At 57.5% G+C, this 25,730-nt stretch carries 20 protein-coding genes; 14 read left to right on the top strand and 6 right to left on the bottom strand.

The genetic code is table 11. The features are described from left to right. Nucleotides 1-3: 3 nt before the first annotated feature. Complete coding sequence (locus L2W58_RS05920) at nucleotides 4-561, bottom strand: LemA family protein (RefSeq protein ID WP_236102385.1); 558 nt, start codon at nucleotides 559-561, stop codon at nucleotides 4-6. A gap of 198 nt (nucleotides 562-759) precedes the next feature. On the opposite strand from L2W58_RS05920, the gene L2W58_RS05915 reads away from it, so the two are divergent. The 12 genes from L2W58_RS05915 to L2W58_RS05860 all read left to right on the top strand — a co-directional run bounded on the left by L2W58_RS05915 (nucleotide 760) and on the right by L2W58_RS05860 (nucleotide 18,357). Continuing rightward, the gene (locus L2W58_RS05915) at nucleotides 760-3,636 is read left to right on the top strand and encodes a PD-(D/E)XK nuclease family protein (protein WP_236102383.1); all 2,877 of its coding nucleotides are present in this window, start codon (nucleotides 760-762) and stop codon (nucleotides 3,634-3,636) included. Continuing rightward, nucleotides 3,623-7,105 carry a UvrD-helicase domain-containing protein gene (locus L2W58_RS05910; protein WP_236102382.1) on the top strand — a complete coding sequence of 1,161 codons (3,483 nt, stop codon included), beginning with the start codon at nucleotides 3,623-3,625 and terminating at the stop codon, nucleotides 7,103-7,105. Before L2W58_RS05915 ends, L2W58_RS05910 begins: the two co-directional genes overlap by 14 nt. Nucleotides 7,106-7,280: 175 nt before the next feature. Then, nucleotides 7,281-8,279: an ABC transporter substrate-binding protein gene (locus tag L2W58_RS05905; RefSeq protein ID WP_236102380.1), complete on the top strand. Its 999-nt coding sequence runs from the start codon at nucleotides 7,281-7,283 to the stop codon at nucleotides 8,277-8,279. 10 nt (nucleotides 8,280-8,289) lie between these two features. Next, entirely contained in the window at nucleotides 8,290-9,948 is a 1,659-nt protein-coding gene (locus L2W58_RS05900) for an ABC transporter permease (protein ID WP_236102378.1), read from the top strand. Next, a complete protein-coding gene (locus L2W58_RS05895) occupies nucleotides 9,918-10,958 on the top strand; it encodes an ABC transporter ATP-binding protein (RefSeq protein ID WP_236102376.1) in 1,041 nt (346 codons plus the stop codon). The genes L2W58_RS05900 and L2W58_RS05895 overlap by 31 nt, the downstream gene beginning before the upstream one ends. Nucleotides 10,959-11,157: 199 nt before the next feature. Then, nucleotides 11,158-11,919: a nucleotide-binding protein gene (locus tag L2W58_RS05890; RefSeq protein WP_236102374.1), complete on the top strand. Its 762-nt coding sequence runs from the start codon at nucleotides 11,158-11,160 to the stop codon at nucleotides 11,917-11,919. Next, nucleotides 11,912-13,192 carry a nitrogenase component 1 gene (locus tag L2W58_RS05885; protein ID WP_236102373.1) on the top strand — a complete coding sequence of 427 codons (1,281 nt, stop codon included), beginning with the start codon at nucleotides 11,912-11,914 and terminating at the stop codon, nucleotides 13,190-13,192. The genes L2W58_RS05890 and L2W58_RS05885 overlap by 8 nt, the downstream gene beginning before the upstream one ends. A gap of 4 nt (nucleotides 13,193-13,196) precedes the next feature. Next, on the top strand, nucleotides 13,197-14,354 hold the full coding sequence (locus L2W58_RS05880) for a nitrogenase component 1 (protein ID WP_236102371.1): 1,158 nt from the start codon (nucleotides 13,197-13,199) through the stop codon (nucleotides 14,352-14,354). Next, the gene (locus L2W58_RS05875) at nucleotides 14,351-15,445 is read left to right on the top strand and encodes an ABC transporter substrate-binding protein (protein WP_236102370.1); all 1,095 of its coding nucleotides are present in this window, start codon (nucleotides 14,351-14,353) and stop codon (nucleotides 15,443-15,445) included. The genes L2W58_RS05880 and L2W58_RS05875 overlap by 4 nt, the downstream gene beginning before the upstream one ends. Nucleotides 15,446-15,448: 3 nt before the next feature. Continuing rightward, a complete protein-coding gene (locus L2W58_RS05870; protein WP_236102368.1) occupies nucleotides 15,449-16,468 on the top strand; it encodes a FecCD family ABC transporter permease in 1,020 nt (339 codons plus the stop codon). Next, entirely contained in the window at nucleotides 16,465-17,253 is a 789-nt protein-coding gene (locus L2W58_RS05865; protein ID WP_236102366.1) for an ABC transporter ATP-binding protein, read from the top strand. Before L2W58_RS05870 ends, L2W58_RS05865 begins: the two co-directional genes overlap by 4 nt. Nucleotides 17,254-17,370: 117 nt before the next feature. After that, complete coding sequence (locus L2W58_RS05860) at nucleotides 17,371-18,357, top strand: hypothetical protein (protein WP_236102364.1); 987 nt, start codon at nucleotides 17,371-17,373, stop codon at nucleotides 18,355-18,357. Between the two features lie 40 nt (nucleotides 18,358-18,397). Here the strand turns inward: L2W58_RS05860 and L2W58_RS05855 are convergent, their stop codons facing one another. The 5 genes from L2W58_RS05855 to L2W58_RS05835 all read right to left on the bottom strand — a co-directional run bounded on the left by L2W58_RS05855 (nucleotide 18,398) and on the right by L2W58_RS05835 (nucleotide 22,838). Continuing rightward, a complete protein-coding gene (locus tag L2W58_RS05855) occupies nucleotides 18,398-19,423 on the bottom strand; it encodes an ornithine cyclodeaminase family protein (RefSeq protein WP_236102362.1) in 1,026 nt (341 codons plus the stop codon). Next, entirely contained in the window at nucleotides 19,420-20,586 is a 1,167-nt protein-coding gene (locus L2W58_RS05850) for an aminotransferase (RefSeq protein ID WP_236102360.1), read from the bottom strand. Before L2W58_RS05850 ends, L2W58_RS05855 begins: the two co-directional genes overlap by 4 nt. 200 nt (nucleotides 20,587-20,786) lie before the next feature. Further along, nucleotides 20,787-21,566, bottom strand: coding sequence for a polysaccharide deacetylase family protein (locus L2W58_RS05845; RefSeq protein ID WP_236102358.1), 780 nt, complete (start codon nucleotides 21,564-21,566; stop codon nucleotides 20,787-20,789). Further along, a complete protein-coding gene (gene ybaK, locus L2W58_RS05840) occupies nucleotides 21,563-22,048 on the bottom strand; it encodes a Cys-tRNA(Pro) deacylase (RefSeq protein WP_236102356.1) in 486 nt (161 codons plus the stop codon). Before ybaK ends, L2W58_RS05845 begins: the two co-directional genes overlap by 4 nt. Before the next feature lie 49 nt (nucleotides 22,049-22,097). Beyond that, complete coding sequence (locus L2W58_RS05835; protein WP_236102355.1) at nucleotides 22,098-22,838, bottom strand: IclR family transcriptional regulator; 741 nt, start codon at nucleotides 22,836-22,838, stop codon at nucleotides 22,098-22,100. 251 nt (nucleotides 22,839-23,089) lie between these two features. Between L2W58_RS05835 and L2W58_RS05830 the strand changes: the two genes are divergently transcribed. Both L2W58_RS05830 and L2W58_RS05825 read left to right on the top strand, forming a co-directional pair. Next, nucleotides 23,090-24,484 (top strand): YfcC family protein, encoded by a 1,395-nt coding sequence (locus L2W58_RS05830; RefSeq protein WP_338033073.1) that lies wholly within the window; start codon nucleotides 23,090-23,092, stop codon nucleotides 24,482-24,484. 15 nt (nucleotides 24,485-24,499) lie between these two features. Continuing rightward, the gene (locus L2W58_RS05825; RefSeq protein WP_236102351.1) at nucleotides 24,500-25,693 is read left to right on the top strand and encodes a M20 metallopeptidase family protein; all 1,194 of its coding nucleotides are present in this window, start codon (nucleotides 24,500-24,502) and stop codon (nucleotides 25,691-25,693) included. Nucleotides 25,694-25,730 lie beyond the last annotated feature (37 nt).

Below are 25,730 nucleotides of genomic sequence, written 5' to 3'. Positions count from 1 at the left end.
TCGCTAAAAGGACACCAGAGGAACCTCTCCCTCGGAGCGGTCCTCCAGCTCGAAGAACTCGGCCTTCTTGAATCCGAACGTCGACGCGATCAGGTTGGTGGGGAAGGTCTGTACCGCGATGTTCAGGTTTCTGGCAGAGCCGTTGTAGTAACGTCTCGCCATCTGGATCTCGTCCTCCAGGGAGGAAAGCTGTCCCTGAAGCTGGACGAAGTTCTCGTTGGCCTTCAGGTCGGGGTAGGCCTCGGCCACGGCGAAGAGGCTTCTCAGAGCTCCGGTCAGTATGGATTCGGCCTTTGCGGAGTCGCCTACCGATCCGGCCGACATGGAAGCCGATCTGGCCTCGGATACCTTTTCGAACACCTCTTTCTCGTGGGATGCGTATCCCTTTACCGTGTTCATGAGGTTGGGTATCAAGTCGTGTCTGCGTTTTAGCTGGACCGATATCCCGCTCCAGGCCTCCTCGACCATGGTCCTCTTCTTGACGAGACCGTTGTAGGCCGTGACGGCCCAAAGAGCCCCGACTGCCGCAATCGCCGATAATATGATCGCCGATGTTCCCATTTCAAGTCCTCCTTCGATTACGTAGATTTTCACCATTGTAACATCAGTTAGATCGATATGAAACTTGAAGTTTCCGTTCTACTGGTAGATACTATAAAAATGAAGTCGGTCGCTGGGTTGGTGATGACCTGACGATAGGTGGAGTCAGGGGAGGCGGGATGGCCTCCCTCTTTAATTTGCCTGCATCGGAGGATTTTTATGGCTTTGAGGATATACGAATACAGAAAAGTCGGATCGATGAAACCGATCCTGTCGAGGATTTCGAGGGAACCGGGCAACCCGGTGGTCTACCTCGTCCCGGGATCGTCGGATCGGGAGTGGCTCAAGGATATCCTGCTCGAGGAAGGGGCCTTCGGCAGGGAAGCCTTCCGAATCTGGCGCTGGGACGACCTATATCGAGAGGCCTGCTCCGCCGCGGGATCGGCACCTATGGTGCAGATCGATCCGCCCGACCACTGGCTGGCCCTTCACCATCTGGTTCGGGAAAGCCTGACTAAATGGGGCGATTCCATGCCTCCCGGCACGGGACAATCGAGTTTCGTCCAGACCCTGGGGCAGACGGTCAGGGAGCTTATAAGGGAGGAGGTCCCTCCGGAGGCCCTGTCGGAGGCTCTATACCCCGACGGAGAGGATCATCCTGAAGAGCCGTCCTGGCTGCTGGCGAACCTCTACCGTCGTTACCTGGAGCTGTTGAGATCCAGAGGCCTTATGGACAGCGCCGCGGTCTCCACCGAGATGGCCTCCCTTATCGAAGAAAATCCGGAGGCGGCAAAATGGCTTAGGCGATGGAGGATCGTCCTGGTGGGCTTCTACAGTTTTACCCACTCTCAGCTCGGCATGGTACGGGCCATGGTGAGAAATGGGGCGGACGTCACGTTGCTGTCCCCCGAGGCGGGGCTGGACGGAGAGTACGGAGCCCCTTCACAGCTGGAGGGAGCGGACGTCTTAAGATCGAAACCTTCCCAAGCGGGATGTTTCGTCATATCGGGAGGGGCGGCCAGAGGCGAGATGGAGACAGTGGTCAGGGACCTGGCCCTCTGGAGCTCCTGCGAAGGCCCTCTGGTGGATACGGGAAAATTCCCCGGTTGGGGGGAGGTCGGGATGACAGTAGACTCTCGGTCGACCTCTCTGGCCTCGGAGGTGTTGAGGCGCTACTCCGTTCCGTTCAGGAGGTCCGAGGGCCGCACCGTGGCGGAGACGATCCTGTGGGACACTGTCAGGAGGGCCTGGGACTGCTACAGGGACGGATGGCAGCCCGAACCTACGGCGGAGCTTCTCTGTCTGCCCTGGTTTTGCCACGGTCTTTCGGAGCGGAGGCTTGTTATGGCCTCTCCCAGAGGTCTCAAGGGGTGGCGGGATCTGGCCTCCTCGGAGAAGAGTCTGGCTGAACCTCTGGAGAGGGTGGTCGCCTTCGCCGAGGCCGTCGGTAAAGGCGGCACCGCCGAGGAGTTTCTTCTTGCGATGAAACGACTGGCGACCTCCTCTCCGGATTGGCGGGAAGTGCTGTCCTCACGGCTGGAGGATCGTCCCGAACTGGACGAGGTCGTCCTGGAGCTCGGATCGGCGGTCCAGGAATTGGATCGAAAGCTCGACCGAATCGCCGAGCTCCAGGCCGACCTGGGCGATCCGGGGAAGGCGGTCTTGAAAGGCGGCGACGGAATAGCGTTCCTCTCCGTCTGGGCAGAGAGCGCAGTCGTCTGGCCCGGAGCCTCCCGAAGCGGAACCATGACCCTTTACGGAGGAACTCCTCCGGTGTTGGCCCATCATCGTATCTGGGCCTTCTGCGGGGTTACAGCGAAGAACTGGCCCGGACCCATGGCTGAGTCGCCCCTTCTCGGCGATTGCCACAAGGAACTTCTTCACGATATGGATCTCAGGGGCAGCAGGCTGGACAGGACCCATCTGCCTCTCATATCGGAGAAAAGGGCTCAGAGGGAGGTCCTTTTCAGGAGGATCCTGGCCTGCGGCGACGACCTGGTGATACTGTCTTCTCCGTCTCTGGACGGGGCGGGGCGCCCACTGCCGGAGAGCCCCTTCATCGGCGGCGCCTTGAGAGATCGTTGGATAGACGAACTGGGGAGGGAGGTCCGTTCGGTGGGGAACGTCCTTCCCCGCTGGGAGGAACCGGCGTTACTGCCCTCCGAGGTCCAGGAGCCGCCCAGGGGGATCGTGACGGCCAGGCCGGACCGTCGGCTGCCCTCGGATCCGGTCACGGCGGAGATCCGCTCCATAAGGCTCAGCTCGATAGACTCCTTCGCTGCCTGTCCCTTCATGTTCAGATGCTCCCAGATACTGGGACTCGAGCCGCCGGAAAGGCCGGGATACGACGGACGGCTGGCGGGAACGGCGGCCCACAGGCTATGGCGGGACGTCTGGAAGGCCTACGAAGCCGATAGAGACGCGGATCTGGCCTCTCTGGCCTGCGATATCTGGCCCTCCGTCCTCGAGGAGGTCTACAGAGGGTTGCTCTACTCTCCGGATCTCAAACGGAGGGGCGACGTCCTTTTGAAGGACATCCTGAAAACAGCCGATTATCTGAGCGAACTCGAGAATACGGGACTCAGAGACAGGAGGACCACGTCATTTCTCGAGTGGGAGCTTCCGGTCCTCGATGTCGACGGGGTTCCCTTTACGGGCATAGCGGACAGAATAGACCTGTTGAACGACGGAACCGTGCTGATATGGGACTACAAATCCGGCGGCTCCTCGAAATACGGTCGCTCTCTTCAGCTGGCCTGCTACGCCAGGTCTCTCGAGCTCTCGGACAGCCTGCCCTTCGAGATGTCCCGAGTGGGGGGATACGGCTTTATCTGTCAGAGGGATCAGAAGGTCGTAGGAGCCGCCGACGAGGACCTTCGGGAGTTTCTGGGGATCTCTCCCAGGAGCAGGGTCGCCCTGGACACCCGGTTGAAAGACGCCTCGGATGTCATGGAGGGAGCCGCATTCGCCGCCAACTCCGGGCTTTTCCCTCCGAACTACGATAACGACCAGGCCTGTAGAAACTGTCCCTACAGCGGCCTCTGTCGCAGAGGCGAGCTCCACGGAAGGGAGGACGACGAAGATGACGATCGATAGGGAGATAACCTCTCTGACCGATATGGTGACCTCTGCGACCCTCCCGGCACAGAAGGAGGCCATTACGGCAGAGGAGTCTCTGGTGGTGGTGAGTGCCGGAGCCGGCACCGGCAAGACCTGGACCTTGGCCTGGCGCTTCGTTTGGGCCGTGGCCACCGGAAGGGCCAGGGCGGGGGAGATCCTAACCCTCACCTTCACCGACAAGGCCGCCACCGAGATGGCCGAGAGGATCCGACTCCTGATGGAGGGGCTTCTTCCCAAAACGAAGGGACTTCCGACCGTTTCCGCCGCTCTAAGGGAGGGACTGGAAAGCCTGGAGGATTCCTACATATCGACCATACATTCCTTTTCCTCCAGGGTCATAAGGGAGTCGGGGCTCTCTCTGGATCTGGATCCGGCCAGCCGGGTGGTCTCCGCTCCGGAGGAGGACCTGTTCTGGGCTCAGATGACCGACTGTCTGGACAGGCTGGACCGTCACTGGGTGGGCCGCAATCTCTCCGGCGAGGTCAGGGATTTCGGCATGGCCCTGATGGAGCATCCCATGACACTGGAGCTTCTTGAAAACTACGGGCCCTCCGGCGTGGTCCATTTCGCAAAAGGTCTTATGGACATATCCTCCAGCAGAGGGGACCGTCCGGAAGACCTGCTCTCCTGGGCGGAGGATCTCGACGAACGTCACGAGGCGGTGATCGCCCCCTTGATCGCGGCCTCGGTTGAGGAATGGCGGTCGATCCACCGGATGTGGTGCGGCCCGAGGGGGATACTGTCCGATCTGGCCCTGGGCGACACGAAGCTGGGAATTCGTCTGGCCGCATTGAGGGACCGGTGGTGCGAGGAGGTCGAGGAGGACCGCTATATAGCCTTTCTTAAGGACCTCTGTGAGGCGATAAAGGGAGCACGGGGAAAGCTGGCCGACTCCATAGCGTCGCTCCTGCCGGAGGAGAAGGTCAAGGACCATCGAGAGAGCATATTGAACCGATCCTTCATCTGGAGTCTGGCGGAGGAGGGCTGGAGTCAGAGAGAGCTGGACCTTACCAGAGGGCTGTTGAGACTCGTCGCCCTGTGCTGGTTCTGTTGGGAAAGCAGAAAGAGCGGAAGAGGGCTCATAGCCTTCGACGACATGCTCCTCCACGCCGGTCGAGCCCTGGAGAGAAACAGGGAATACGCCGGGCGGTTCAAAGAGGTCCTGGTGGACGAGTTTCAGGACACCAACGGTCTTCAGGACAGGCTCATCCGTTCGGTGGTATCGGACGGGGACGCAAGGCTCTTTCTGGTGGGGGACCTGAAACAGTCCATCTATCGGTTTCGTCACGCCGACCTGTCCCTCTTCGGGAGCTATATATCGAAAGCCCGGAATGGGGGGCGTTACGTATCCCTCGACGTCAGCTTCAGGACCAGGGATGTCCTTCTCGACCGAGTGAACCGCCTGTTCGGCCACATATGGAGAGACGGCCTGGGAGCCGCTCTGCATCACCGTTACGAATCGCTCAGACCGCCGGTGGATCAACCCTGGCACGGGGCCAGACAAGACGTATCGGTCGTTCCCTGGGAAAACATAGTACTGGAAGCGGGAGAGGACGAAAGTCTATCCGCCGAGGACAGACGGGATCGTTCCGCATCCCTTCTGGCGGCCAAACTGACCGGCATGGTAGGGGAGGAAACGATCTGGGACAAGGCGGAATCGTCGGCGAGGACAATGAGGTGGAGGGATATAGCCATACTGGTTCCCTCCAGGACTCTCTTCCCATCGATCCAGAGGGTGCTGGGAGATCTCTGGGGCATCCCCCTCCACTTTGAGAAGAACACCGGCTATTACGCCAGGACCGAGGTGCAGGATTGCGTCGCCCTGCTGCGGTGTCTATTCGACCGAGAGGACCATCTCTCCTTGGCGGGATACATCTGTTCTCCCTTTTCCGGTCTCTCTCTGGCGGACGGATCGCGGTTGCTCGACCGGTCCGCCGGAAAGGACCTGTCGGAGGAACTGAAGGGTCGGTATCCGGAGATCTTCACCCGGCTCGAGAGATGGAGGGAGATAGGGCTGGTCCAGGGGGCCTCCCGTGTCATGGAGGAACTGGTCGCCGACGGAGCCGTTCTCGACCGTTTCGCCGAGTGGAAGAGGCGGGGAGTGGCGGCGAATCTGAGGAGAACGGTGGACCTCCTTCGGGAATACGAGTCTACCCTGGGCAACGGACTTTCCGGCGCCGCCTCGTGGCTGGGGGAGGCCCTGAGGAAGAGGGCCAAGGAAGAGGAGGCCGGGGCGGTCGGGCCGGATGAGGACGTCGTCAGGGTGATGACTGTCCACGCCTCGAAGGGGTTGGAGTTTCCCGTGGTGGTAGTCGCCGGTTGCGACTCCAACGGAAAGGGTTTTCCGTCGTCGCTCATGCCCTCCGCCTATCTGGGAGCCGCTCTTTCCAGGGACGACGGCGGTGACGGAGACCCTATCAGCAGAAAGGTCCACAGACTGTTGGAGGAGACAGCCGAGAAAGAGGAGAGCGAGAGGCTCTTTTACGTGGCCTGCACCAGGGCCAGAGATTGTCTGGTGTTGAGCGGTTCGTGGGATCCCCCGGAGGACTCCTGGTTCGACATGGCGATCCGCTCCGGAGAGGTCGATAAGGCGTCCGATGCGGAGGGAGATCCCCCGGAAAGGTCGGTCGAGAGGTCTCTGCCCGAGAGAGGTCCGATAGTGACCATATCCGGATCGTCCGGAGGACTGGAGAGAATCAGCGCCACCTCCTGGGCCCTTTACCGTCATTGTCCCTACGGTTGGAGGCTCCGTTTTCGTCAGGGCCTGGACCTGACCTGGGAACAGCCCGACGGCGAGACGGGAGGCGGTCCGGACATGGGAAGCCTCGCCCATTGGATCCTGGCCCGGTGGGACTTCTCCGTCGAGGGGCTGGAAAAACTGCTTTCCTCGGAAAGATCCTCGCTCCCAGGAGATCTTAGACCCATATGGGGCGATCTGGAGACCAAGGAGAGGCTGAGAGGGTGGCTCGTCGACCTGATCTCCTCCGAGGAGGGGCGAAAGCTTCGCCCTCTGAGGGATTCGGGAGTTCTCATGAGAGAGGCTCCGTTCAGGGTTCCCTTGAGGAACGGCCCCCTGTTGGTAGGGGCTGTGGACGTTATGTGGCCCGGAGGCGACGGAGCCTATTCGATTCGGGATTACAAGATAACCCTGGAGGGAGGGGCTCCCGAAGGGCTATACGAGGACCAGCTTAGATTCTACGGCTTGGCCGTGACCCTCGGTATGGACGCTTCGTCCGTCGACCTGGCCCTGTGGCGTCTCAGGGAAGGGGGACGATCGGAGAAAGTTTTCCTGAGCCCCTTCGACGACTGGGAATGTCTGGCCGAGGAGATCCGTAAGGATTCGCTGGACGCGGCTGCCGGTCCCTGGCCGAAGAGAGAGGAGCGCTGCGAAAGCTGTCCGTTTTTCCGGCGCTGCCGCGGTGTGGACCGTTTGTCTAGAGGATAGCGACGTCCGATGTATATCGTTAATTCATGGAGGGCCCCGTACGGGGTTCTCCTTTTTTTGCGTCGTACTGCCCCGTGCCGGTTGTGATTTCGCCGGTGTACGAATATAATTTCCCGTAACCCGTTGTATTTTTCATAGGGTTTATAACAAATACTTAAATTTGGAGGGTTTTGTTTTGAAGAGAATAAGCGCCGTGTTTTTTTCGTCTATCGTGGTCTTGGTCCTGGCAGTCGGTACGGTTTTCGCCGACGAGGGAACCTTGAGGATGTACGTGGCTTACAGCCATCCTGAGCTTATAGCCTCCGAGTTCGAAAAGGCGACCGGCATAAAGGTCGAATTTCTGCCGATGTCCTCGGGAGAGGTCTTGACCAGGCTCAAGGCCGAGCGTTCCAATCCTAGGACGGATGTATGGTTCGGAGGCGGTTCGGATGCCTTTATACAGGCCAAGGCCGACGGACTGATAGTCCCCTACGATTCGCCGAACGCCAAGAGGGTGGCCGATGCCTTCAGGGACGGCGAAGGCTATTGGACCGGAGTTTCCCTCGTGGTCGTCGGATTGCTGGTCAACACTGAGAGGGCGGAGTCCGTGGGATTGCCGATTCCGGATTCGTGGGAGGCCATAGCGGATTCCTCCTTTAAGGACGAGGTCCTGGCCTCCAATCCGAAGACGTCCGGTACCGCCTATACCACCGTTTCCGGTGTGTTGCAGATGTTCGGCGAAGAGAAGGGGTGGAGTTATCTCGAGAGGCTGTACGGGAACATTCCGTTTCTCGAGAAGAGCGGCGGTACGCCTGGCACCAAGGCCGTTCAGGGCGAGTTTGCCGTAGGGATAGTCCCCGATCCTCACAGCATAAAGATGAACAACCCGGATGCCCCGGTAAAGACGGTTTTCCCTAAAGACGGTGTGTTGGCATGGCCTTCTCCGGTTGCGATAGTCAAGGGAGCCAAGAACATGGAGGGAGCCGAGAAATTCGTCGATTGGGCCCTGTCGCCGGAGGGACAGAAGGTTCTCATGAGAGCGAATCCCAGAGTTCCCACGACGGACGTGGAGCCTCTGGAAGGTGTCCCGAGATTGAAGGACCTGAACCTGATTCCGTACGATCACGTCAAATGGGGGACCTCCAGGGCCGATGTCCTGGCGGAGTTCTCGAAACTTTTCCCGCAGTTCAACTAAGGTTTCGAAGGTGATTTCCTGGAGAAATTCCGTAATAGAAAAGCCGGCTCCGCTTCCGTCGGTTCTTCTCGTTTTTCTGATCACCTTCGTCGTATATCCATCCTGTATGGTGTTGACGAAGAGCTTCTTTGTGGACGGAGCGCCGGGATTCGATAATTTCGTGTCCTTCGCGACCCAGCCGCACCTCTTTCAGGTGCTTTGGCAGAGCGTTCTCGTGGCTCTTCTTGTGGCGTTCAGCTCCATCGCGATGGGGCTGTGTCTCTCTCTTACGGTGTTCAAGACCGAATTACCGCTGCGTCCCTTCTTCAGGGTCGCGGCGGTAATTCCCCTGGTCATTCCGGGTTTCGTGGCCTCACTCGCCTATCTGTTTCTCTTCGGTAGAAACGGCCTTATAACCTATAAGATGCTTCATCTCAAGCTGGCGATATACAGCTGGAAAAGCGTCGCTATAGTCCAGACGATGAACTTCACGACCACGGCTTTTTTAATCCTCTCGGCGGCCCTGCTTTCCATCGACGGCAGGGAAGAGGACGCAGCCAGAACGCTGGGGGCGTCCGAGTGGGATGTCTTTCGAACCGTGACACTTCCTCTTTTGCGTCCCGGGTTGGCCGCTTCGGCGGTCTTGATATTCATGTGTTCCATGGCGGATTTCAGCACGCCTCTATTTCTCGGGGGGAGATTCGGGACCTTGGCCTCTACGTCCTACACTCAGCTTATAGGGTCTTACGATCTCGAGATGGCCTCGACCATGAACGCCATGTTGCTCTTCATCTGTCTGGTCGCTTTCTGGATCTTTCGGATGTTCCAGAGGAATTCCGACCGGGTGCGACGTTCATCGGGAGGATCGCACAAGGCGATTGATTTTCCGGCTTTGCCCTCCGCCTGCATCTGGTCCGCCTCTGCCTTGTTCTCCGTCTCCGTCTGGTTTCTTCTGTTATCGGTGTTCGTAGCGGCCTTTACGAAACATCTGGGGGCCAATTTCGACTTTACCATGTCGTACTTCGTCGCCGCATTTCAACGGGGATGGCGTGGGATGGTCAACACGGTGATCTTCGCTTCCTCCAGCGCTTTTGCGTCCGCGATGATCGGAATGGTCATAGCCTGGTTGATCGCGAGGAGGACTTTTTTCGGAAGAAGGGTTCTCGACTTCCTCTCCACCGTCCCTTTCGCCATACCGGGGACGTTCTTCGGTGTCGGCTACATACTGGCCTTTAACGGACCTCCTCTTCTTCTGTCCGGAACGTGGGTCCTGGTGTTGGTCCTTGCCGTCGTAAGAGAGCTTCCTCTGGGCGTTAGGGCCGGGGTCGGTATGCTGGGTCAGATGGACGGCGCGGTGGAGGATGCGGCGGTCTCGCTGGGAGACTCCCCCTCTGGAGTCTTCTTCAGGGTAGTGCTTCCCATCGCTCGACCCGCTATGATCGTCACAGCTCTTCATTCTTTCGTGGCAACGGTTCAGACCGTAGGAGCGTTGATATTTATAGTCTCTCCAGGCACGAAACTCCTGTCGATAGACGTTTTCGAGGCCGTCTTTAAGGGAGATATCGGTATTGCCGCCGCCCTCTCCGTGGTCATGATATGTCTTTCTGCGGCAGGAATGTCCGCCATAGTGCTTTTATCGGGGAAAAGGGAGGGTAACCGTTGGATGTTCAGGGAGAACGTGTCGAGATGAACGCCGAAGGACTCAGATTGGACGGAATATCCAAGGGGTACGGAAAGACGAAAGTCCTGTCGGGGTTTTCCTTGGAGGTCCCTTCAGGAGAGCTCTGTTGCCTTCTGGGACCGTCGGGATGTGGAAAAACGACGGCTCTCCGCATAGTCACGGGACTTCTGGCTCCCGACGAGGGCAGAGTCCTGCTCGGAGGAAGGGATATAACAAAACTGCCTCCCGGCGCTAGAAATATAGGAATGGTCTTTCAGAACTACGCTCTTTTCCCTCATCTGGACGTGTACGAAAACGTGGCCTACGGTCTGAGACGGCGCAGATTCTCCAAAAAGAGGATCGCGGCCAAGGTTGCAGAGGCCCTTTCCATGGTCCGTCTGAAAGGGTACGAGGAAAGAAGGATATCCGAGTTATCGGGGGGACAGCAGCAGCGAGTGGCCTTGGCCAGATCTCTGGTTATAGAGCCGGAACTGCTGCTCCTGGACGAGCCGCTTTCGAACCTGGATGCCAGGCTTCGATCCGATCTCAGGGAGGACCTCAGAACGGTGGTGGAGGATCTGAAGGTGACCACTCTGTTGGTTACCCACGATCAAGAGGAGGCCATGAGCATAGCGGATCGTATCGTGGTGATGAATTCCGGAAGTATAGAGCAGCAGGGAATGCCGAGAGACCTCTATCAGAGACCGGCAACCCCGTTCGTCGCCGATTTCCTGGGAAGGGTGAACATGCTCGATCCCTCGATTTTCCGATCGTTTAGCAAAGACCTCGATTCTCTGCCGTCGGATTGCCTCGTGGCTATAAGGCCGGAGAAAATCGATCTATCGCGTCCAGCCGAAGGATATCCCGTTGGAAGGATAGCCAAGAGGACTTTCATGGGGGCGGTTGTCCGTTACTCTGTGAAGCTGGATGAGGTCGACGTACCGATCAAGGTCGATCTGCCGACCGACAGGGAGGGTTTCCAGAACGACGAGATGGTCGGTCTGTCCTTCTCCGTCGGTGACATGTCTATTTTTAAGTGAGAAAACAATAGGTAACGGATTCTTTCTTTAATAAGATTCGTAAGGATATCGGGTCTCGTCGCACTTGGACGAGGCCCGATATCTTTATCGTCCCCTCCAGCGATTCTCCCGTTATTGACTGTCCGAAGGAAAAAGGTTAGACTTCTTGTGTTTGATATGCCAAACATAGTTTTGTTATAGGAATTACTTTGGAGGGGTCATGAGAAAAATAGCTATATACGGTAAGGGCGGCATAGGAAAATCCACGACGACTTCGAACCTTTCTGCGGCTCTGTCGTCCATGGGGTACAGGGTCATGCAGATAGGGTGCGATCCCAAGTCCGACTCGACCACCGGTTTGAACGGCGGAAGGGATGTTCCGACGGTTCTGGACGCTTTGAGAAACAACCCGGAAGGAGTGACCCTGGACGATATAGTCGTCCAGGGGGCAGGAGGGGTTCTCTGCGTCGAGGCGGGAGGACCGACCCCCGGCATAGGGTGTGCCGGCAGGGGGATAATAACGGCTTTCGAGAAGCTGGAGGAGCTGGACGCCTACGAGATATACAGGCCCGACATAGTCCTGTACGACGTGTTGGGCGACGTGGTGTGCGGAGGATTCGCCATGCCGATAAGGGGAGGCTACGCCAGAGACGTGTTCATAGTGACCTCGGGAGAGAAGATGGCCCTATTCGCGGCGAACAACATAGCCACGGCTCTGTCTAACTTCAAGTCCAGGGGCTATGCCAGGCTCTCCGGCCTGATCCTCAACTCGAGAAACATCGAGAAAGAGGTCGAGATGGTGGAAGATTTGGCTGGCCGCATAGGTACGTCCGTGGTGGAGGTGCTCAGCAGAAGCCCCATGGTTCAGAGGGCCGAGGACGGGAACGGAACCGTCGTTGGCCTTTTCCCCGACAGCCCCATGGCGAAGGAGTACGTTTCACTGGCCGAGAAGGTCCTGGAGAGGAGCGTCGACGATGCGTAGCTGTTGCGGTTGTCCAGTCGCGTCGGGGATATTCCGAAATACGGTGCGCTACTGTTCCCCCTCTCACGGCGGATGGGGCATAGTGAGGACCGCCATGCTTGTTCCCGAGTGTCATCAGCTTTTCGTGTCACCCTTCGCCTGCGGTCGTCACGGAGCTCTGGGGGCTTTAGTTCAGGGTTTCAAGGACAGACTTTCCTACCTCTATATCGACGAGGCCGACATAGTCTCCGGTGGCTACGAGGAGTTGATCCCCGAGGCGGTGGATCGTCTTCTGGATCGTCTGGTTAAGGAGCCGAGGGCCTTGATGATAGTGGTCAGCTGTCTGGACGACCTGCTCTGTACCGACCACGAGGCTTTTCTGGCTGTCATAAGAGAACGTCATCCGGGGCTAAGAGTGGGAGTAGGGCATATGAACCCCATCTCCCTGGACGGCAACGTTCCGCCGGCGGTCAATATACAGAGGTCCATGTACGGTCTTCTGGAACGTTCCGACGAGCCGTCCATCCCTGGGACTGCGGCCTTTTACGGCAACAACGTGCCTCTGGACGAAGAAGGAGAGATCTTCGAGGTCCTCAGGACCTCCGGATTTCACGACGTACGTCATATCTCCGGCTGTTCCGATTTCGACGATTTTGACGAGCTCTCCAGGATGTCCCTTAACCTGGCGCCGACCCCGACCGGGCGGCTGGCGGCGAAGGACGCAGAGAGGGCGTTGGGAATCGATTCCGAGTACGTTCCCGTGAGCTACGATTTCGACGAGATAGACGAGTGCTACGGCAGACTGCTCTCTCGGTCCGGAAGGTCCATGGATCTGGGGGATTACCGTAGGGAGGCCCAGAGATCGCTGGACGAGACGGCGAATAGGCTGGACGGACTGCCTGTGGTGGTGGATGCCTCCGCCACGGTCCGACCCTTCTGTTTGGCCAGGACCCTCCTAATGAACGGTTTCAAGGTTGAGACGGTCTACGCCCAGAAGTGCATACCGCTGGACCGGCCCTATCTGGAATGGATATCGGAGAATTTTCCCGATACCGAGGTGCTTCAGCCGGAGCATCATAGGTCTCCCATTGCGAGGGAGGCCGAATCGTTCCGCCTGGCGGTGGGGTTCGAGGGGGCGTATCTTTCCGGAGCGCGGTACGTGGCCAACGTGGCCAACGACGAGACCCTGTACGGTTATCACGGCGTCTCCAAGTTGGCGGCCATGATGGCTCGGGCGGTGGAGCGTCCCACGGACCTCAGGGCTCTGTTGGACGATTACGGGATAGTGGTCTAGGGCCATGCATAAGCTTACGGTCTCTCTTCCGCCCTTCTCGCCCGATTATTCCGGGGTCTGTTCCGCCCTGTTCGAGCTGGGGGGCATGCTGCTTATCCACGATGCCTCGGGCTGTACGGGAAACTACACGGGGTACGACGAGCCCAGATGGTACGGCTCCAGGGCCCAGGTGTACTGTACGGCTCTTAGGGAGCTGGATGCCGTTCTTGGAAACGACGATAAGCTGATAGACAGAATTCTGGAGGCTGCTGAGGACCTGAATCCGAGGTTTATCGGTCTCATGGGCAGTCCCGTTCCCACCGTTATAGGCGTCGATTTCCACGGCATAGCCAGGGAGATAGAGGCCAGGAGCGGGATCCCTTCCTTCGGTTTCGCCACGACCGGGTTACAGCTGTACGACGTAGGGGTTTCCGATGCCCTGATCCGCATAGCCGAGAGGTTCGTCCGTCCCTGTGGAGATCGGGCCTCCGGCACCCTGAACCTCCTCGGGGCCACTCCCTTGGATTTCGGCATAGAAAACCTTGTCCCCGACATGAGGACCGAGTTCGAGGATATGGGCTATCGAGTGCTGTCCACCTTCGCCATGGGATCGTCTCTTGACGATCTGTCGAAGGCCGCATCAGCTTCGGTGAACGTGGTGATTTCCGCCTCGGGCTATCGTCTGGCCGAATGGTTTTTCGATCGCCACGGCATCCCCTTCGTGGTGGGGCAGCCGGTGGGCAGGGCCCAGAGAGAGGGTCTATGCCGGTTAATCGAGGAGGCCGAATTTTCAGGGGAATCCCGTCTGCCCGAGTCTCCATGTTCAGCCGAGGCCTCCGCTTTTTTGATAGGGGAGCAGGTTACCGCAATGTCTATCGGACGATGTCTTAAGGACGATTACGGGATACCGGTTAATGTCGGTTGTCCCTTCATGACGATCCCTCCTCTTAAGGGCGACGGAGTCCTGTCTCTCCCCTCCGAGGAGTCCGTAGAGGCGGTTCTGAAGGACGAGGGGTATTCGCTGGTGGTCGGGGATCCTCTCTACAGGTCCCTGCTTCGCCGGTCCGCTATCTTCGTAGATGTCCCTCATGTCGCTGTGTCCAGTAAGCTCCATTGGAACGATCCGATCAGACTGGTCGGAGACGGTTTGGATGGTTTATTGAAAGGAGTAGTTCTAGAGTGAGAAGAACGATTTTATCCATATTCGCGGTCTCTCTTTTGGTCCAACTGGCTGCGGGTGCCGCTTTTGCGACCGATTCTCGCAGGGTCGTGGTCGATCAGACCGGGACGGAGGTGTCCATCCCTGAAAAGGTCGAGAGGGTGGTTATAACCTCCCCCTGGCCTCTCCCCTCGGTGTACGTACTCTTTCACGGGTCGGCGGATAAGCTGATAGGGATGCACCCCGCCTCTCTCAGCGCCGCCAAGTATTCGTTGTTGCCCCGGATCGCTCCGGAGGTCGTGGAGGTCGACTCGTCCTTTATAAAAAACGGGGAGATCAACGTGGAGGAGCTGTTGAAAATGAGACCTGACGTGGTGCTCTACAACGCCTCCAACCTCAGGAACAAGGCCATATTCGAGAAGGCCGGAATTCCCGCGGTGGCCTTCAGTACCTCGGTGGAGAAGTTCAACGTGATGAATACCCTGAACAGCTGGGTAAAGCTTTTGGGTGAGGTCTTCCAGAAGGAGGATTCCGTTAAGGAGATAGTGGATTACGGCAGACAGACCTACGATGCCATACAGTCTCGTCTGGCCGGACTGGCCGAGGAGGACAAGCCCAGGGTGCTGATACTGTTTCACTACAGCGAGACCCAGTTCATGACCTCCGGGAGCAACTTCTACGGCCAGTACTGGTGCGATGCCTCCGGTGCTGTGAACGTGGCCTCCGAGCTGAGGGGAATGACGGATATAAACATGGAGCAGGTCTACGAGTGGAATCCCGACATAATATACATAACGAATTTCTCCAGCTTCATGCCGGAGGATCTCTACGAGAACAAGGCCCTGCCGAACCACGATTGGAGCGGGGTCAAGGCCGTAAGAGAGGGAAGGGTGTACAAGTTTCCTCTGGGAATATACCGTTGGTTTCCCCCGTCGGGAGACTCTCCTCTGAACCTGAAGTTCCTGGCCAAGCACAACCACCCGGAGCTTTTCGAGGACATGGATCTCGATAAGGAGGTACGGGATTACTACAGGAGGTTCTATCACATGGATCTCTCCGACGAAGAGGTGGACAGGATCTTCCATCCCGTTAGAGAGGCAGCCGGAGGGGTCTGATCGGTGACGAAGCGGTTCGACTTTAGGTTGGTCCTGCTCTGGGCCCTGGTGTTGCTTCCTCTCTTGGCGGGGCTTTTCTGCATCGGCGTGGGCCGCTATTCATTGACCGTAGGGGAGTCCTTTAAAGTGCTTGCCAGGGCCTTGGCTTTCGGTCGTGACGGTGTGGATCCCATGAACTACAGCGTGGTGGTCAACATAAGATTGCCCAGGGTCCTGCTTGCTCTTCTGTGCGGGGCCGGCTTGGCGGCCTCTGGGGCGGCGTTTCAGTCCATCTTCACGAATCCTTTGGCCACCCCTGACACTCTCGGCGTGGCTGCCGGGGCCTCCTTCGGAGCGGTCTTGGCCCTGCTTTTTTGGGACAATCTGTTATGGATTCAGGCGATGGCCCTTGTCTCGGGGTTGGCTGCGGTCTCGCTTACCTTCTGGATAAGCAGGAGCAGAGGCCAATCGTCCGTTTTGATGATGATACTGTCGGGGGTGGTGGTCTCCTCCATGTTCCAGGCCTTCGTCTCCTTGGTGAAGTATCTGGCCGATCCGGAGGACAAGCTTCCTGCCATCACCTACTGGCTTCTGGGGAGCTTGTCGAGCATAACCTATAAGAGCCTCGCCATAGGGGCGCCTTTTATACTCTTCGGGTTGGCGGTGCTCGTTGCGACCAGGTGGAAGCTCAACGTCCTGTCCCTGTCGGAGGACGAGGCCCGTTCTATGGGATTGGACGTAAATACCCTGCGGGCCGTGATAGTGGTCGCTGCGACCATGATAACTGCCTCGGCCATCTCCATGTGCGGCCAGGTGGGCTGGATCGGACTTCTTGTACCTCACGTGGCGAGGATGCTCTTCGGGAGCAACAATCGCTACGTGGTCCCGGCTAGCATCAGCCTGGGAGCGGTGTTCATGCTGGTAATAGACACGGTAGCCAGAAGCGCCACCGCGGCGGAGATTCCAGTGTCCATATTGACCGCTACCATAGGGGCTCCCTTTTTCATATTCCTGCTTAAAAAGACGGGAGGGAACAGACTATGATTTTCGATGTGGAGGAAGGTTGTTTTTCCTATCCTTCGGGCGACGGCGTGCTGAACGATGTCTCTTTCTCCGTGGAGGAGGGGGACGTCATGGCGGTCCTTGGTCCCAACGGAGCGGGAAAGACCACCCTGCTGCGCTGTATGATGGGACTTCTGCCGTGGCGCACGGGATGTAGCCGTCTCGACGGTAGGGATATAAGGGAACTCTCCGCCGGGGAACTGTGGCGGAAGGTGGCCTACGTCCCTCAGGCCAAGGGTATGGCTTTTTCCTACAGTGCCGAGGAGATGGTCCTCCTCGGTCGAAGTGCCTATGTGAGCACGATAGGGCAACCCTCCAAGGCTGATCTCGCCTCTGCCAGGATGGCTATGGAGATAGTCGGGATAAGTTATCTGAGGGATAAGCCCTGTTGCAGGATGAGCGGAGGGGAGCTCCAGATGGTCCTGATAGCCAGAGCCTTGGCGGCGGAGCCCGAGCTTTTGGTCCTGGACGAGCCGGAGTCCAATCTGGATTACAGAAATCAGCTTATCGTTCTGGACGTGATCGAGAAATTGGCCAGAGAGAGGGGAATCTGTTCCATCTTCAACACCCACTATCCCGCCCACGCTCTCAGGATAGCGACGAAATCCCTTCTCATGGACGGCTGCGGCCACGCCAGTTTCGGCGACAGCAAGTCGATAATAAACGAGGAGGCCATGCGCTCCAGTTTCTCCGTGAACGTCAGAATAGACAGGATAAACGTCGATAGCGACGTGTTCGACCTGGTGGTGCCTCTTCACGTTGTGTAGATCATGATTTTTCAATAGGCGAAATCGCCCCGTCGAGAGCATTCGGCGGGGTTTTTTCTTGCGGTGCGACCGATGGAGTGTCAGAATTTGTGGCTATGGGCGGGAGGAGGAAAGATCTTGAAGGAATTGGCCAACATATCTGTGTATCCCTTCGACCTGGAGCCCTTCGGTTCCTGGGAGAGGGCGCTGGAGTTCCATCTGTCTCTGGGGCTGGACGGTCTGGAGGTCCTGACGGCATTCGACGGCACCATGGAGGTTCCTAAAGACGTGGTCACCGCGGTCCATCTGCCATTCTGCATGGACTGGATGTCTCTTTGGAACGGAGGGGAGCTTGAGGGATCGTTCTCCCCGGAGGAGGAGGTCTACTTCAGGGGAGGTTCCTCCAGGGACGATCTGGTGTCCAATCTGAGACGCTATCTCTTCGACGCGTCGTCCCTCGATCCGGCCTACGGGGTATTCCACCTAACCAACACCTCCGTAGGGGAGGTACTCGGGGGAGTAAAGGCCAACGGCTCCCGTTCGGTGCTTCTCTCCGCGGCGGAGATGGTGAACGAGGCGGTGTCGGTTTTTCCCCAGGGGGAGCCCCCCGTGAGGATTTTCTTCGAGAATTTGTGGTGGGAGGGCTTGACCTTTCTTGACCTAGATTTGCTAGACCTCTTTGCGTCGTCTTTGAACTTCTCCAACTGGGCCTTTCTGCTGGACACTGGCCATCTTCTGAACACCACGACGACCTGTAGAGACGAGGACGATGCCATGGATTATCTGGCGTCAGTTTTGGGGGGGCTACCAAAGGAGATTCGCAGTCGCATAGAGGGGGTTCATTTGAGCTTGAGTCTGTCCGGTGAGATGAGGGAGGCCCATGATTGGCTGGATCACGATCCTGAGGAGGACTTTATGGTTCGACTGGACAGGGCCTGGAGAAGGATGTCCAAGATCGACCAGCATCGTCCGTTCAGTACCTCGGCCTGTCGCCGGTTGCTGGATCTGTTGGAGCCCGACTATCTTACCCACGAGTTCATATGCGACGATATCGAGGACCGACGAAGTAAGATACTGACCCAGAGAAGGGCCTTGAACGGGTTGGGTCGGCAGGAACTCGAATAGTTTCGATCGAGTTTCTGCCGACTCGACGGTGGCTTCGTTCTTAGAGCTCGACCACCGTTCCCATTTTTCTCTCTTCGGCTTTCGCTAGAGCCAGAGCGGCACAGGCCAGATCCTGTAGGGCTATGCCGGTCGAGTCGAAAAGGGTTATCTCCTCCCGATCGGTGCGGCCCGGTTTTAGGCCTCCTATTATCTCCCCGATCTCGCAGTGAATGGAGTTCCTCGAGAAGATGTTCTCTTTCGTCGGTATCTCGCATTCCCCAACCGCCAAGCACTGTTCCACGTCGTCCACGACTACCTTCGCCCTCCGAAAGAGCGACGATTCCAGCTCCTGTTTTCCGCTCATATCGGAGCCCATGCAGCTGAGATGGGTTCCCGGGGTTATCCATTCGGCCCGAATAATCGGCTTGGTCGAGGGAGTCGCAGTCACTATGACGTCACTTTTTACGACGGCTTCTTTCAGGTCGTCAGCGACGGAAATCCGGGCACCATGGTCTCCGGTGCCGGAGTCCGCCAAGATAGAGCGAACCTTCTCTTTTATGGAGTCGATCCTGTCGATGGCCCGTCTGGGATTCCTGGGATTGGAAATCCAGACGTTCTCAATGTCCGGTAATACCGACAGGGTCGCCGCTATCTCGAAGGGAGCCAGCCCTCCCGTCCCGACCATCAGGAGATTCTTCGAGTCGGGGCGGGCGAGGTATTTTGCACCTATGGCTCCCGCTGCTCCCGTCCTGAGATGGGTCATAGCCCCGGCGTCCAGAAGGGCCTTTGGTTTTCCCGAGGTTATGTCGAAGATCATTGCGGTTCCGAAAAGCTCTGGAAGCCCCTTGTCGCGGTTGTCTCCGAACCAGGAAACCAACTTGAAGCCGAAGATTCCCTCTTCGCCCAGGTCTCCCGATTTTATGTCCAGATCGGCACGACCGGACTGAAACTCGTGGAAAACCATCGGCCACAGGGATCCTTTCCCCGTCGACTTTTGGACGTAGGCTCTTTCCACCGCCTCGATCACCTCCGAAAGGGCGAGCAGATGAGCTATGTTCGATCGGCTCAGTATGCGGATTTCGCTCATAGAGTTCCCTCCTGTTCATTCAGTTTGTCCGTTTCCGCTTCGACCTTGTGGGCTATGTATCTGTCTATTGCCGCCAGGCCATCCATCAGGGTCTCCGTGTCGGAGCCGTAGCCTATACGCATGCAGCGTCCCATCTCGAAACAGTCACCTGGAGTGACGAAGGCTCCGGTATCATGGTACATCTCACGGCAAAAGTCGTAGCTTTCCATGTCCAGATCGTAATGGACCAGGGCGGTCGTCCCGGCTTTGGGCCTGACGTATCGGACGTGCGGCTGTCTTTGAACCCATTCGTCCAGTATCCTGAGGTTTCGACGAACTATACTCCGGTTTCGGTCGAGTAGTCTGTCTCCCTGTCTCAGGGCGACTCCCGCCAGGGCCTCGTCCAGTAGGCCGCAGCTGATCAGGGTATAGTCTCGGTGGGAGAGAAGTTTCCCTATAGCCTCCGAGTCGGTGGTAGCTATCCAGCCCAGTCTCAACCCGGCCAGGGAGAAGACCTTGCTCATGCTGGAGACCGATATTCCCTTTTCGTATAGATCGGCTATGGACTCGTTCCATCCATCCTCCTGGGTCAGATGGCGATATACCTCGTCGCACAGAATGTAGGCGTCGGCCGAACGGGCTATCTCGACTATTTTCCTCAGGGTATCGAGGTCCATGAGAGATCCCGTAGGGTTGTTCGGGTTGTTGAGGCAGATCATCTTCGTTTTCGACGTGACCAAGTTGCCGAGTTTCTTCAGGTCCGGCAGATAGCCGTCCTCCTCTTTTAAGTTCAGAAGCTTCGTCCTCACTCCGAAGGATTCCGGAATGGAGTAGAGCTGCTGGTAGGTCGGCATTATGCTTACTACCTCGTCTCCTGCCTCGAGAAGTGAGTAGAAGACGTGGTGGTTGGCCCCCGCCGCCCCGTGGGTGGGGACCACGTTTTGTGGCTCGAGGCTCCTGTAGAGCCGACATACCCCTTCGCGGAAAGGTGCGGCTCCCTCTATGTCTCCGTAGGTCAAGCGTCTGGAGCAAAGAGCGTCCAGAAAGGACGCTTTGTCCTCCCCGACCAGCTCGAATAGCTCGTCGATCGATATGGAATCGACGCAGGTCTCGGCGATGTTGTACTTCGCTCCGACCTCGTAGGCGTTCATCCATTCTTCCACCTTGAAAGGCTCGATTTTCACGTAAACTCCTCCTTCGTGGTTTCTCGGACCCTAAAACAAAAAGGCGTTCACGGCCTGCCTTGTAGCACACCTGTCGGTGTGCCGTACCTACGGCAAAACCATGAACGCCTTTAAAGTTCCCATCCGGTGATGGGAACAGGGTCGCATATTTTATTGTCAAACATGATAGCACTTAAACGAGTCGTGGAAAAGAGGGTAATCTACCAACCCATGTCGTAAAGCTCACTCAACGTTAGGAAGCGGAAGCCTCTTTTGGTGAGATCCTCCACGGCGGCCCGAATTCCCTCGGCGGTGCCGGACTCGGGGTGATTCATGTGGCAGAGCACCACTCCGCCGGGCCTGACCGACGATACGCTGTCTCTGACCCGATCGGCCGAGAAGGTAGCGCCTCCGTCGCCGTTGACGGAGAAACCTGCCACGACGTATCCCAGCTCCGTTACGATCTTCACCGAGGCCCTGTCGTAGTGGGCCGTTCCGGCCCGGAAGAATCGAGGTTTCTTCCCCGTCGATCTTTCGATGGTGTCCCCGCAGGTCTTTACCTCTGAGATAACCTCTTCCCGATTTTTAGTCCCTGCTATGCCGTAGGCCGATCTTCCCGTCAGGGAAAGAGGCACGTGTCTGGTCCCGTGGTTGCCTATCTCGAATAGAGGGTCTTCCGCCAGGGACGCGAACTCGTCCGGATGGGCCTTGACCCATCGCTCGTTTACGAAGAGGGTCGCTGGTATATCGTCTTTTCTCAAAAAGGCGATGAGCTCTTCGTCGTAGTCCCTTTCTTCTCCGGTGTAGGAGCTCTTGCCACAGGCGTCGAAGGTGAGGGCCAGGACCTTTTCGTCGGTGTCTATCCCCTTAAATATCCCCGGCAGATCCATGCCCCAGTCCATATCCGAGGGCGGTTCCGATGCCGCATAGGCCGATATAGCCATGAGGGCCGTCGCCGAGCCCACCAGGAGGGTTTTCAGAATCCCGAAGAGGGATCTCATCTGGTGATCCTCCCCACCGTGGCGTCGGTGGCCCTTATCAGGTCCTCCGGGGACAGTATCATCTGAAGCCCCCTCTGACCGGCGCTTATCGCCACTGTCTCGTGTCCTACGGCGCTCTCGTCCAGGTAGACCGGGTAGCCTTTCTTCGCACCTACCGGGGAGCAGCCTCCTCGCACGTAGCCCGTCAGAGGCAGCAGCTCCTTCAGGTGGACCATCTCCATCCTCTTGTTTCCGCTCAGCGCGGCCAGTTTTTTCAGGTCCAGCTCCGAGGCTCCGGGGATACAGGCCATCACGATGTCCCTCTTGGGGTCGTCTCCCCGGGCCACCAGGGTCTTGAATATCCTCTCGATCGGTAAGCTCACCTTGCTCGCCGCGGCTACGGCGCTGAGGTCTTCCTCGTCCACCTCGTATTCCAGGAGTTCTACGGAGATCCCCAGCCTCTCCAGTTCCCTGACGGCGTTGGTCTTTCTGTTTCCCTTCATTGCATTTTCCTTTCTTTTCGGAAATAAAATCTCTCGATCAAGGTCCGATCTACGCCAGATTTCTCTCTATCCTCTTGGCCGTCTCCATTACCGGGATCACGAGATCTTCGCTTTTATCCTCGAACTTGAATCTCGGTCCCGAGAGGATGAGTCCGGCGATGAGGTCTCCCCTCGGAGACAATACCGGAGCTCCTATGGCCATTCCTCCAGGATTTATCTCCTCGATGCTGATGGAATACCCTCTCTCTCGAATCGCTGACAGCTCCTCCCTCAATTTTATTGAGTCTATGAGGGTGTTTTCCGTAAAAGGTCTTAGAGTTTGATCGAGCATCCACTCTCTGAAGGTCTCCTGACAGTACGCCAGGAGGATCTTTCCCATCGCTCCGGCGTATATGGGCAGCTCTCCTCCCACCGAGAAGGAAAACTTTATCGCCTTGGGGGTCTCCACTATGTGGATGCATCGAGCCACCTCGCCATCCGGTACGGCCAGGACCGTGGTCTCTCCTGCCTCTTTCACCAGATCCCTCATAGGGATATCGCTCTGCCTGACAAGTTCCTGCCTCATCTGACGTCCCTTCGCGAAGATCATCATCCTCGGTCCGAGGCGATAGAGTCTGGTCCTGGGGTCCTGGATAACCCATCTGTCTTTTCCGAGGGACGTCAATATGCGGTGCACCGTGCTCTTCGGTATGTCGCTTCTTTCCGATAGCTCCTTCAGGTCCATGGTTCCTCCGGCCAGAAAGAGGATCTCGAGAAGCTTCATGACCTTTCCCGTCAGTCCGTTGGACATTTTCAGAGTCCTCCCTCCGAATTACCCGTTTTTTTCAAGAGGCAGACAACATTTTCCACTCATAGGGGAGGTAAAGTCAATTGACATAATCCTACAAATTGATAGAATTTCGAAATGGGAATGGCGTCCTACAGAAAGGAATAGTATTCAATTTACGAGAAGGAGGCCCGATAAAGACGAGAATACCCGTCCTCTACGGCGTCGTAGTTCCCGAAGTCTTTTTTATAAAACTAAATAGGGAGTGGTTCCAGGTGGAGAAAAAACGTTGGTATCATAAAATACCCAATCCGTATGTCCTTCTTTTCATGATCATAATAGCGGCAGGGATAATGACCTATATAGTTCCGGCCGGGGAGTTCGATAGGGCTCAGGTGGGTACCCGTATGGGAGTGGTAGCCGGTACCTATCATCACGTGGAGCAGTCTCCAGTCGGTTTTTTCGACCTTTTCAAGGCCCTTCCCATGGGGATGGTCAAGGCTGCCAGCATCATATTCATCACCCTTATCTCCGGGGCCCTTTTCAACCTTCTTAACGCCACAGGGGCTTTGGAGAACGCAGTGGGAGTGATAGTCCGCCGTATAGGGGTGAACAAGAGCAATCGCCTCATATGGCTTATGACCTTCGTGTTCGGATTTCTAGGCGCTACTGTAGGCTTTGAGAACAACATCGCTCTGGTTCCCATAGCCGTTTTGGTGGCTTTGGCCTTCGGCGGAGATCTCATGGTCGGTGCGGGAATGGCCGTCGCAGGTATCGGTGTGGGATTCGCCACGTCGCCTATAAATCCCTACACCGTAGGGGTAGGAGACGTCATAGCCGGTCTCCCCATGTTCTCAGGAGCCCTGTTGAGGACCGGTTTCTGCGTGGCGAGTCTGGCTTTGGTGGCCCATCATACCTGTAGATATCTGGGCAAGATAAAGAAGGATCCCTCCGCCAGCCTGGTCACAGGGATCGGCACTGAGGGACTTTCACTGACCCATCCCATAGAGGAATATTCTCTCTGCGGGAAGGACAAGATCGTCCTCGCGTCCTTCCTTCTGGGGATGGCCACCATATTGTTCGGCGTGTTCACCTGGGGATGGTATATCACCGAGATCTCGGCGGTCTTCATAATAATGGCGGTTGTGGCCGGGCTTTTGGCCGGTATGAACTCGGACGAGATTATAGCCAAGATGGTAAAGGGAGCGGGCGACATAGTGGGAGGAGCCTTGATCATAGGCGTGGCCAGAGGAATCCAGGTCATACTGGACGCCGGTCATATAGGCGATACCATAGTCCAGACCCTGGCGGCCCCGCTCGCCGATCTGCCTGTCACCCTCTCTGCCATATTGATGACGGTGGTGCACAGCGTCATCAACTTCTTCATTCCCTCCGGCAGCGGTCAGGCAATGGCTACCCTGCCCATAATGATTCCCCTCAGCGACCTCATAGGCATGACTCGTCAGACCGCCATACTGGCCTTCCAGGTGGGAGACGGGGTGATGAACCTCCTGGTCCCGACGTTGGGCGGCCTTCTCGCCATGATCGCTCTTGCCAGAGTTCCCTTCGATCGCTGGTTCCGCTTTGCCTTTCCTCTGGCTCTGAAGATACTCGTCATGAGCTGGGTTTTCCTGGCGGCCGCCGTGGCGATAAACTGGGGTCCGGCGTAAGGGGAGGTCTCCGTTTTGTCCGTTTCGAATTCGTTTAAAGACCATGCCAGCGATATAGAGAGAAAGATGACAGACTGGTATCGTCATCTACACAGATATCCGGAGCTTTCCTTCAGGGAAATTGAGACGAGCCGTTGGATAGCCGAGAGGCTGGAGGAGATGGGAATCGACGACGTCCGAGTAGGGTGCGGCGATTTTCCCTCCGGCGTAGTGGCCGAGATAGGGAAAGAAGGGCCTACCGTGGCACTTAGGGCCGATATGGACGCCCTTCCGGTAGTCGAGGATACCGGGCTCCCTTTCGAGTCGGAGAACGCAGGGGTGATGCACGCCTGCGGACACGACGCCCATATGGCCATATTGCTCGGTGCCGCCGAGATACTTTCGTCGAGGAAAGAATCTCTTCCCGGTCGGATTCGACTCGTCTTTCAGCCGTCGGAGGAGGCCTCGGTGCCTCGATCCGGTGCGGACGCCATGGTGGATGCCGGCGTACTGGACGGAGTCGACGGCATATTCGGTCTTCACGTCTGGCAGCCTCTGGAGTCGGGGATCCTCGGATGGTCGGACGGTCCCCTCATGGGATCCTCCGATTTCTGGAAGGTCTCTATCGAGGGTAAGGGAGGTCACGGAGCCATGCCCCATCAGACGGCGGATCCTACAGTGGCTGCCGGAGCCTTCCTAATGGCGTTGCAGACCATCGCCAGCCGTCAGACCGACCCTCTCGACAGCGTGGTGGTCAGCGTGGGGAACCTGAGGGCGGGAGAGGCGTTCAACGTGATCCCCGACGTAGTGACGATCGAGGGAACTGCCAGGACCCTCTCTAGGGAGATAAGGGACGAGCTGCCGGGAAGGATCGAGACACTGGCGGTCAACACCGCTAGGGCCTTTGGATGCGGTGCGAAGCTGGAATATCTCAAAAACCTGCCTCCGGTCATAAACGACGGGGAAATGGCCCGGCGGATTTCCGAGGTCGCTTCGGGGCTCTTCGGGGAGGACAGGGTGAGAAAGATCCGTCCGACCATGGCGTCGGAGGACTTTAGTTTCTATCTCGAGAAGGTGCCGGGGGCCTTCGTCTTCCTGGGGATGGGAGGCGAAGGAGGAGCGGACTGGCCTCATCATCATCCGAAGTTCAGGGTGAACGAGTCGGTCCTGGCCGACGGAGCCTCTCTTCTCTCGTCGGTGGCGTGGGATTTCCTGAATAAAAGAGATTGATCCACAGGAGTGGGGGGGGCGGGGCGAAAAACACCCC

This window comes from Dethiosulfovibrio faecalis, assembly GCF_021568795.1.
Classification (GTDB): domain Bacteria; phylum Synergistota; class Synergistia; order Synergistales; family Dethiosulfovibrionaceae; genus Dethiosulfovibrio; species Dethiosulfovibrio faecalis.
The sequence above is the reverse complement of the archived record's forward strand: the minus strand, read 5'-3'. Positions and strand labels throughout refer to the sequence as shown.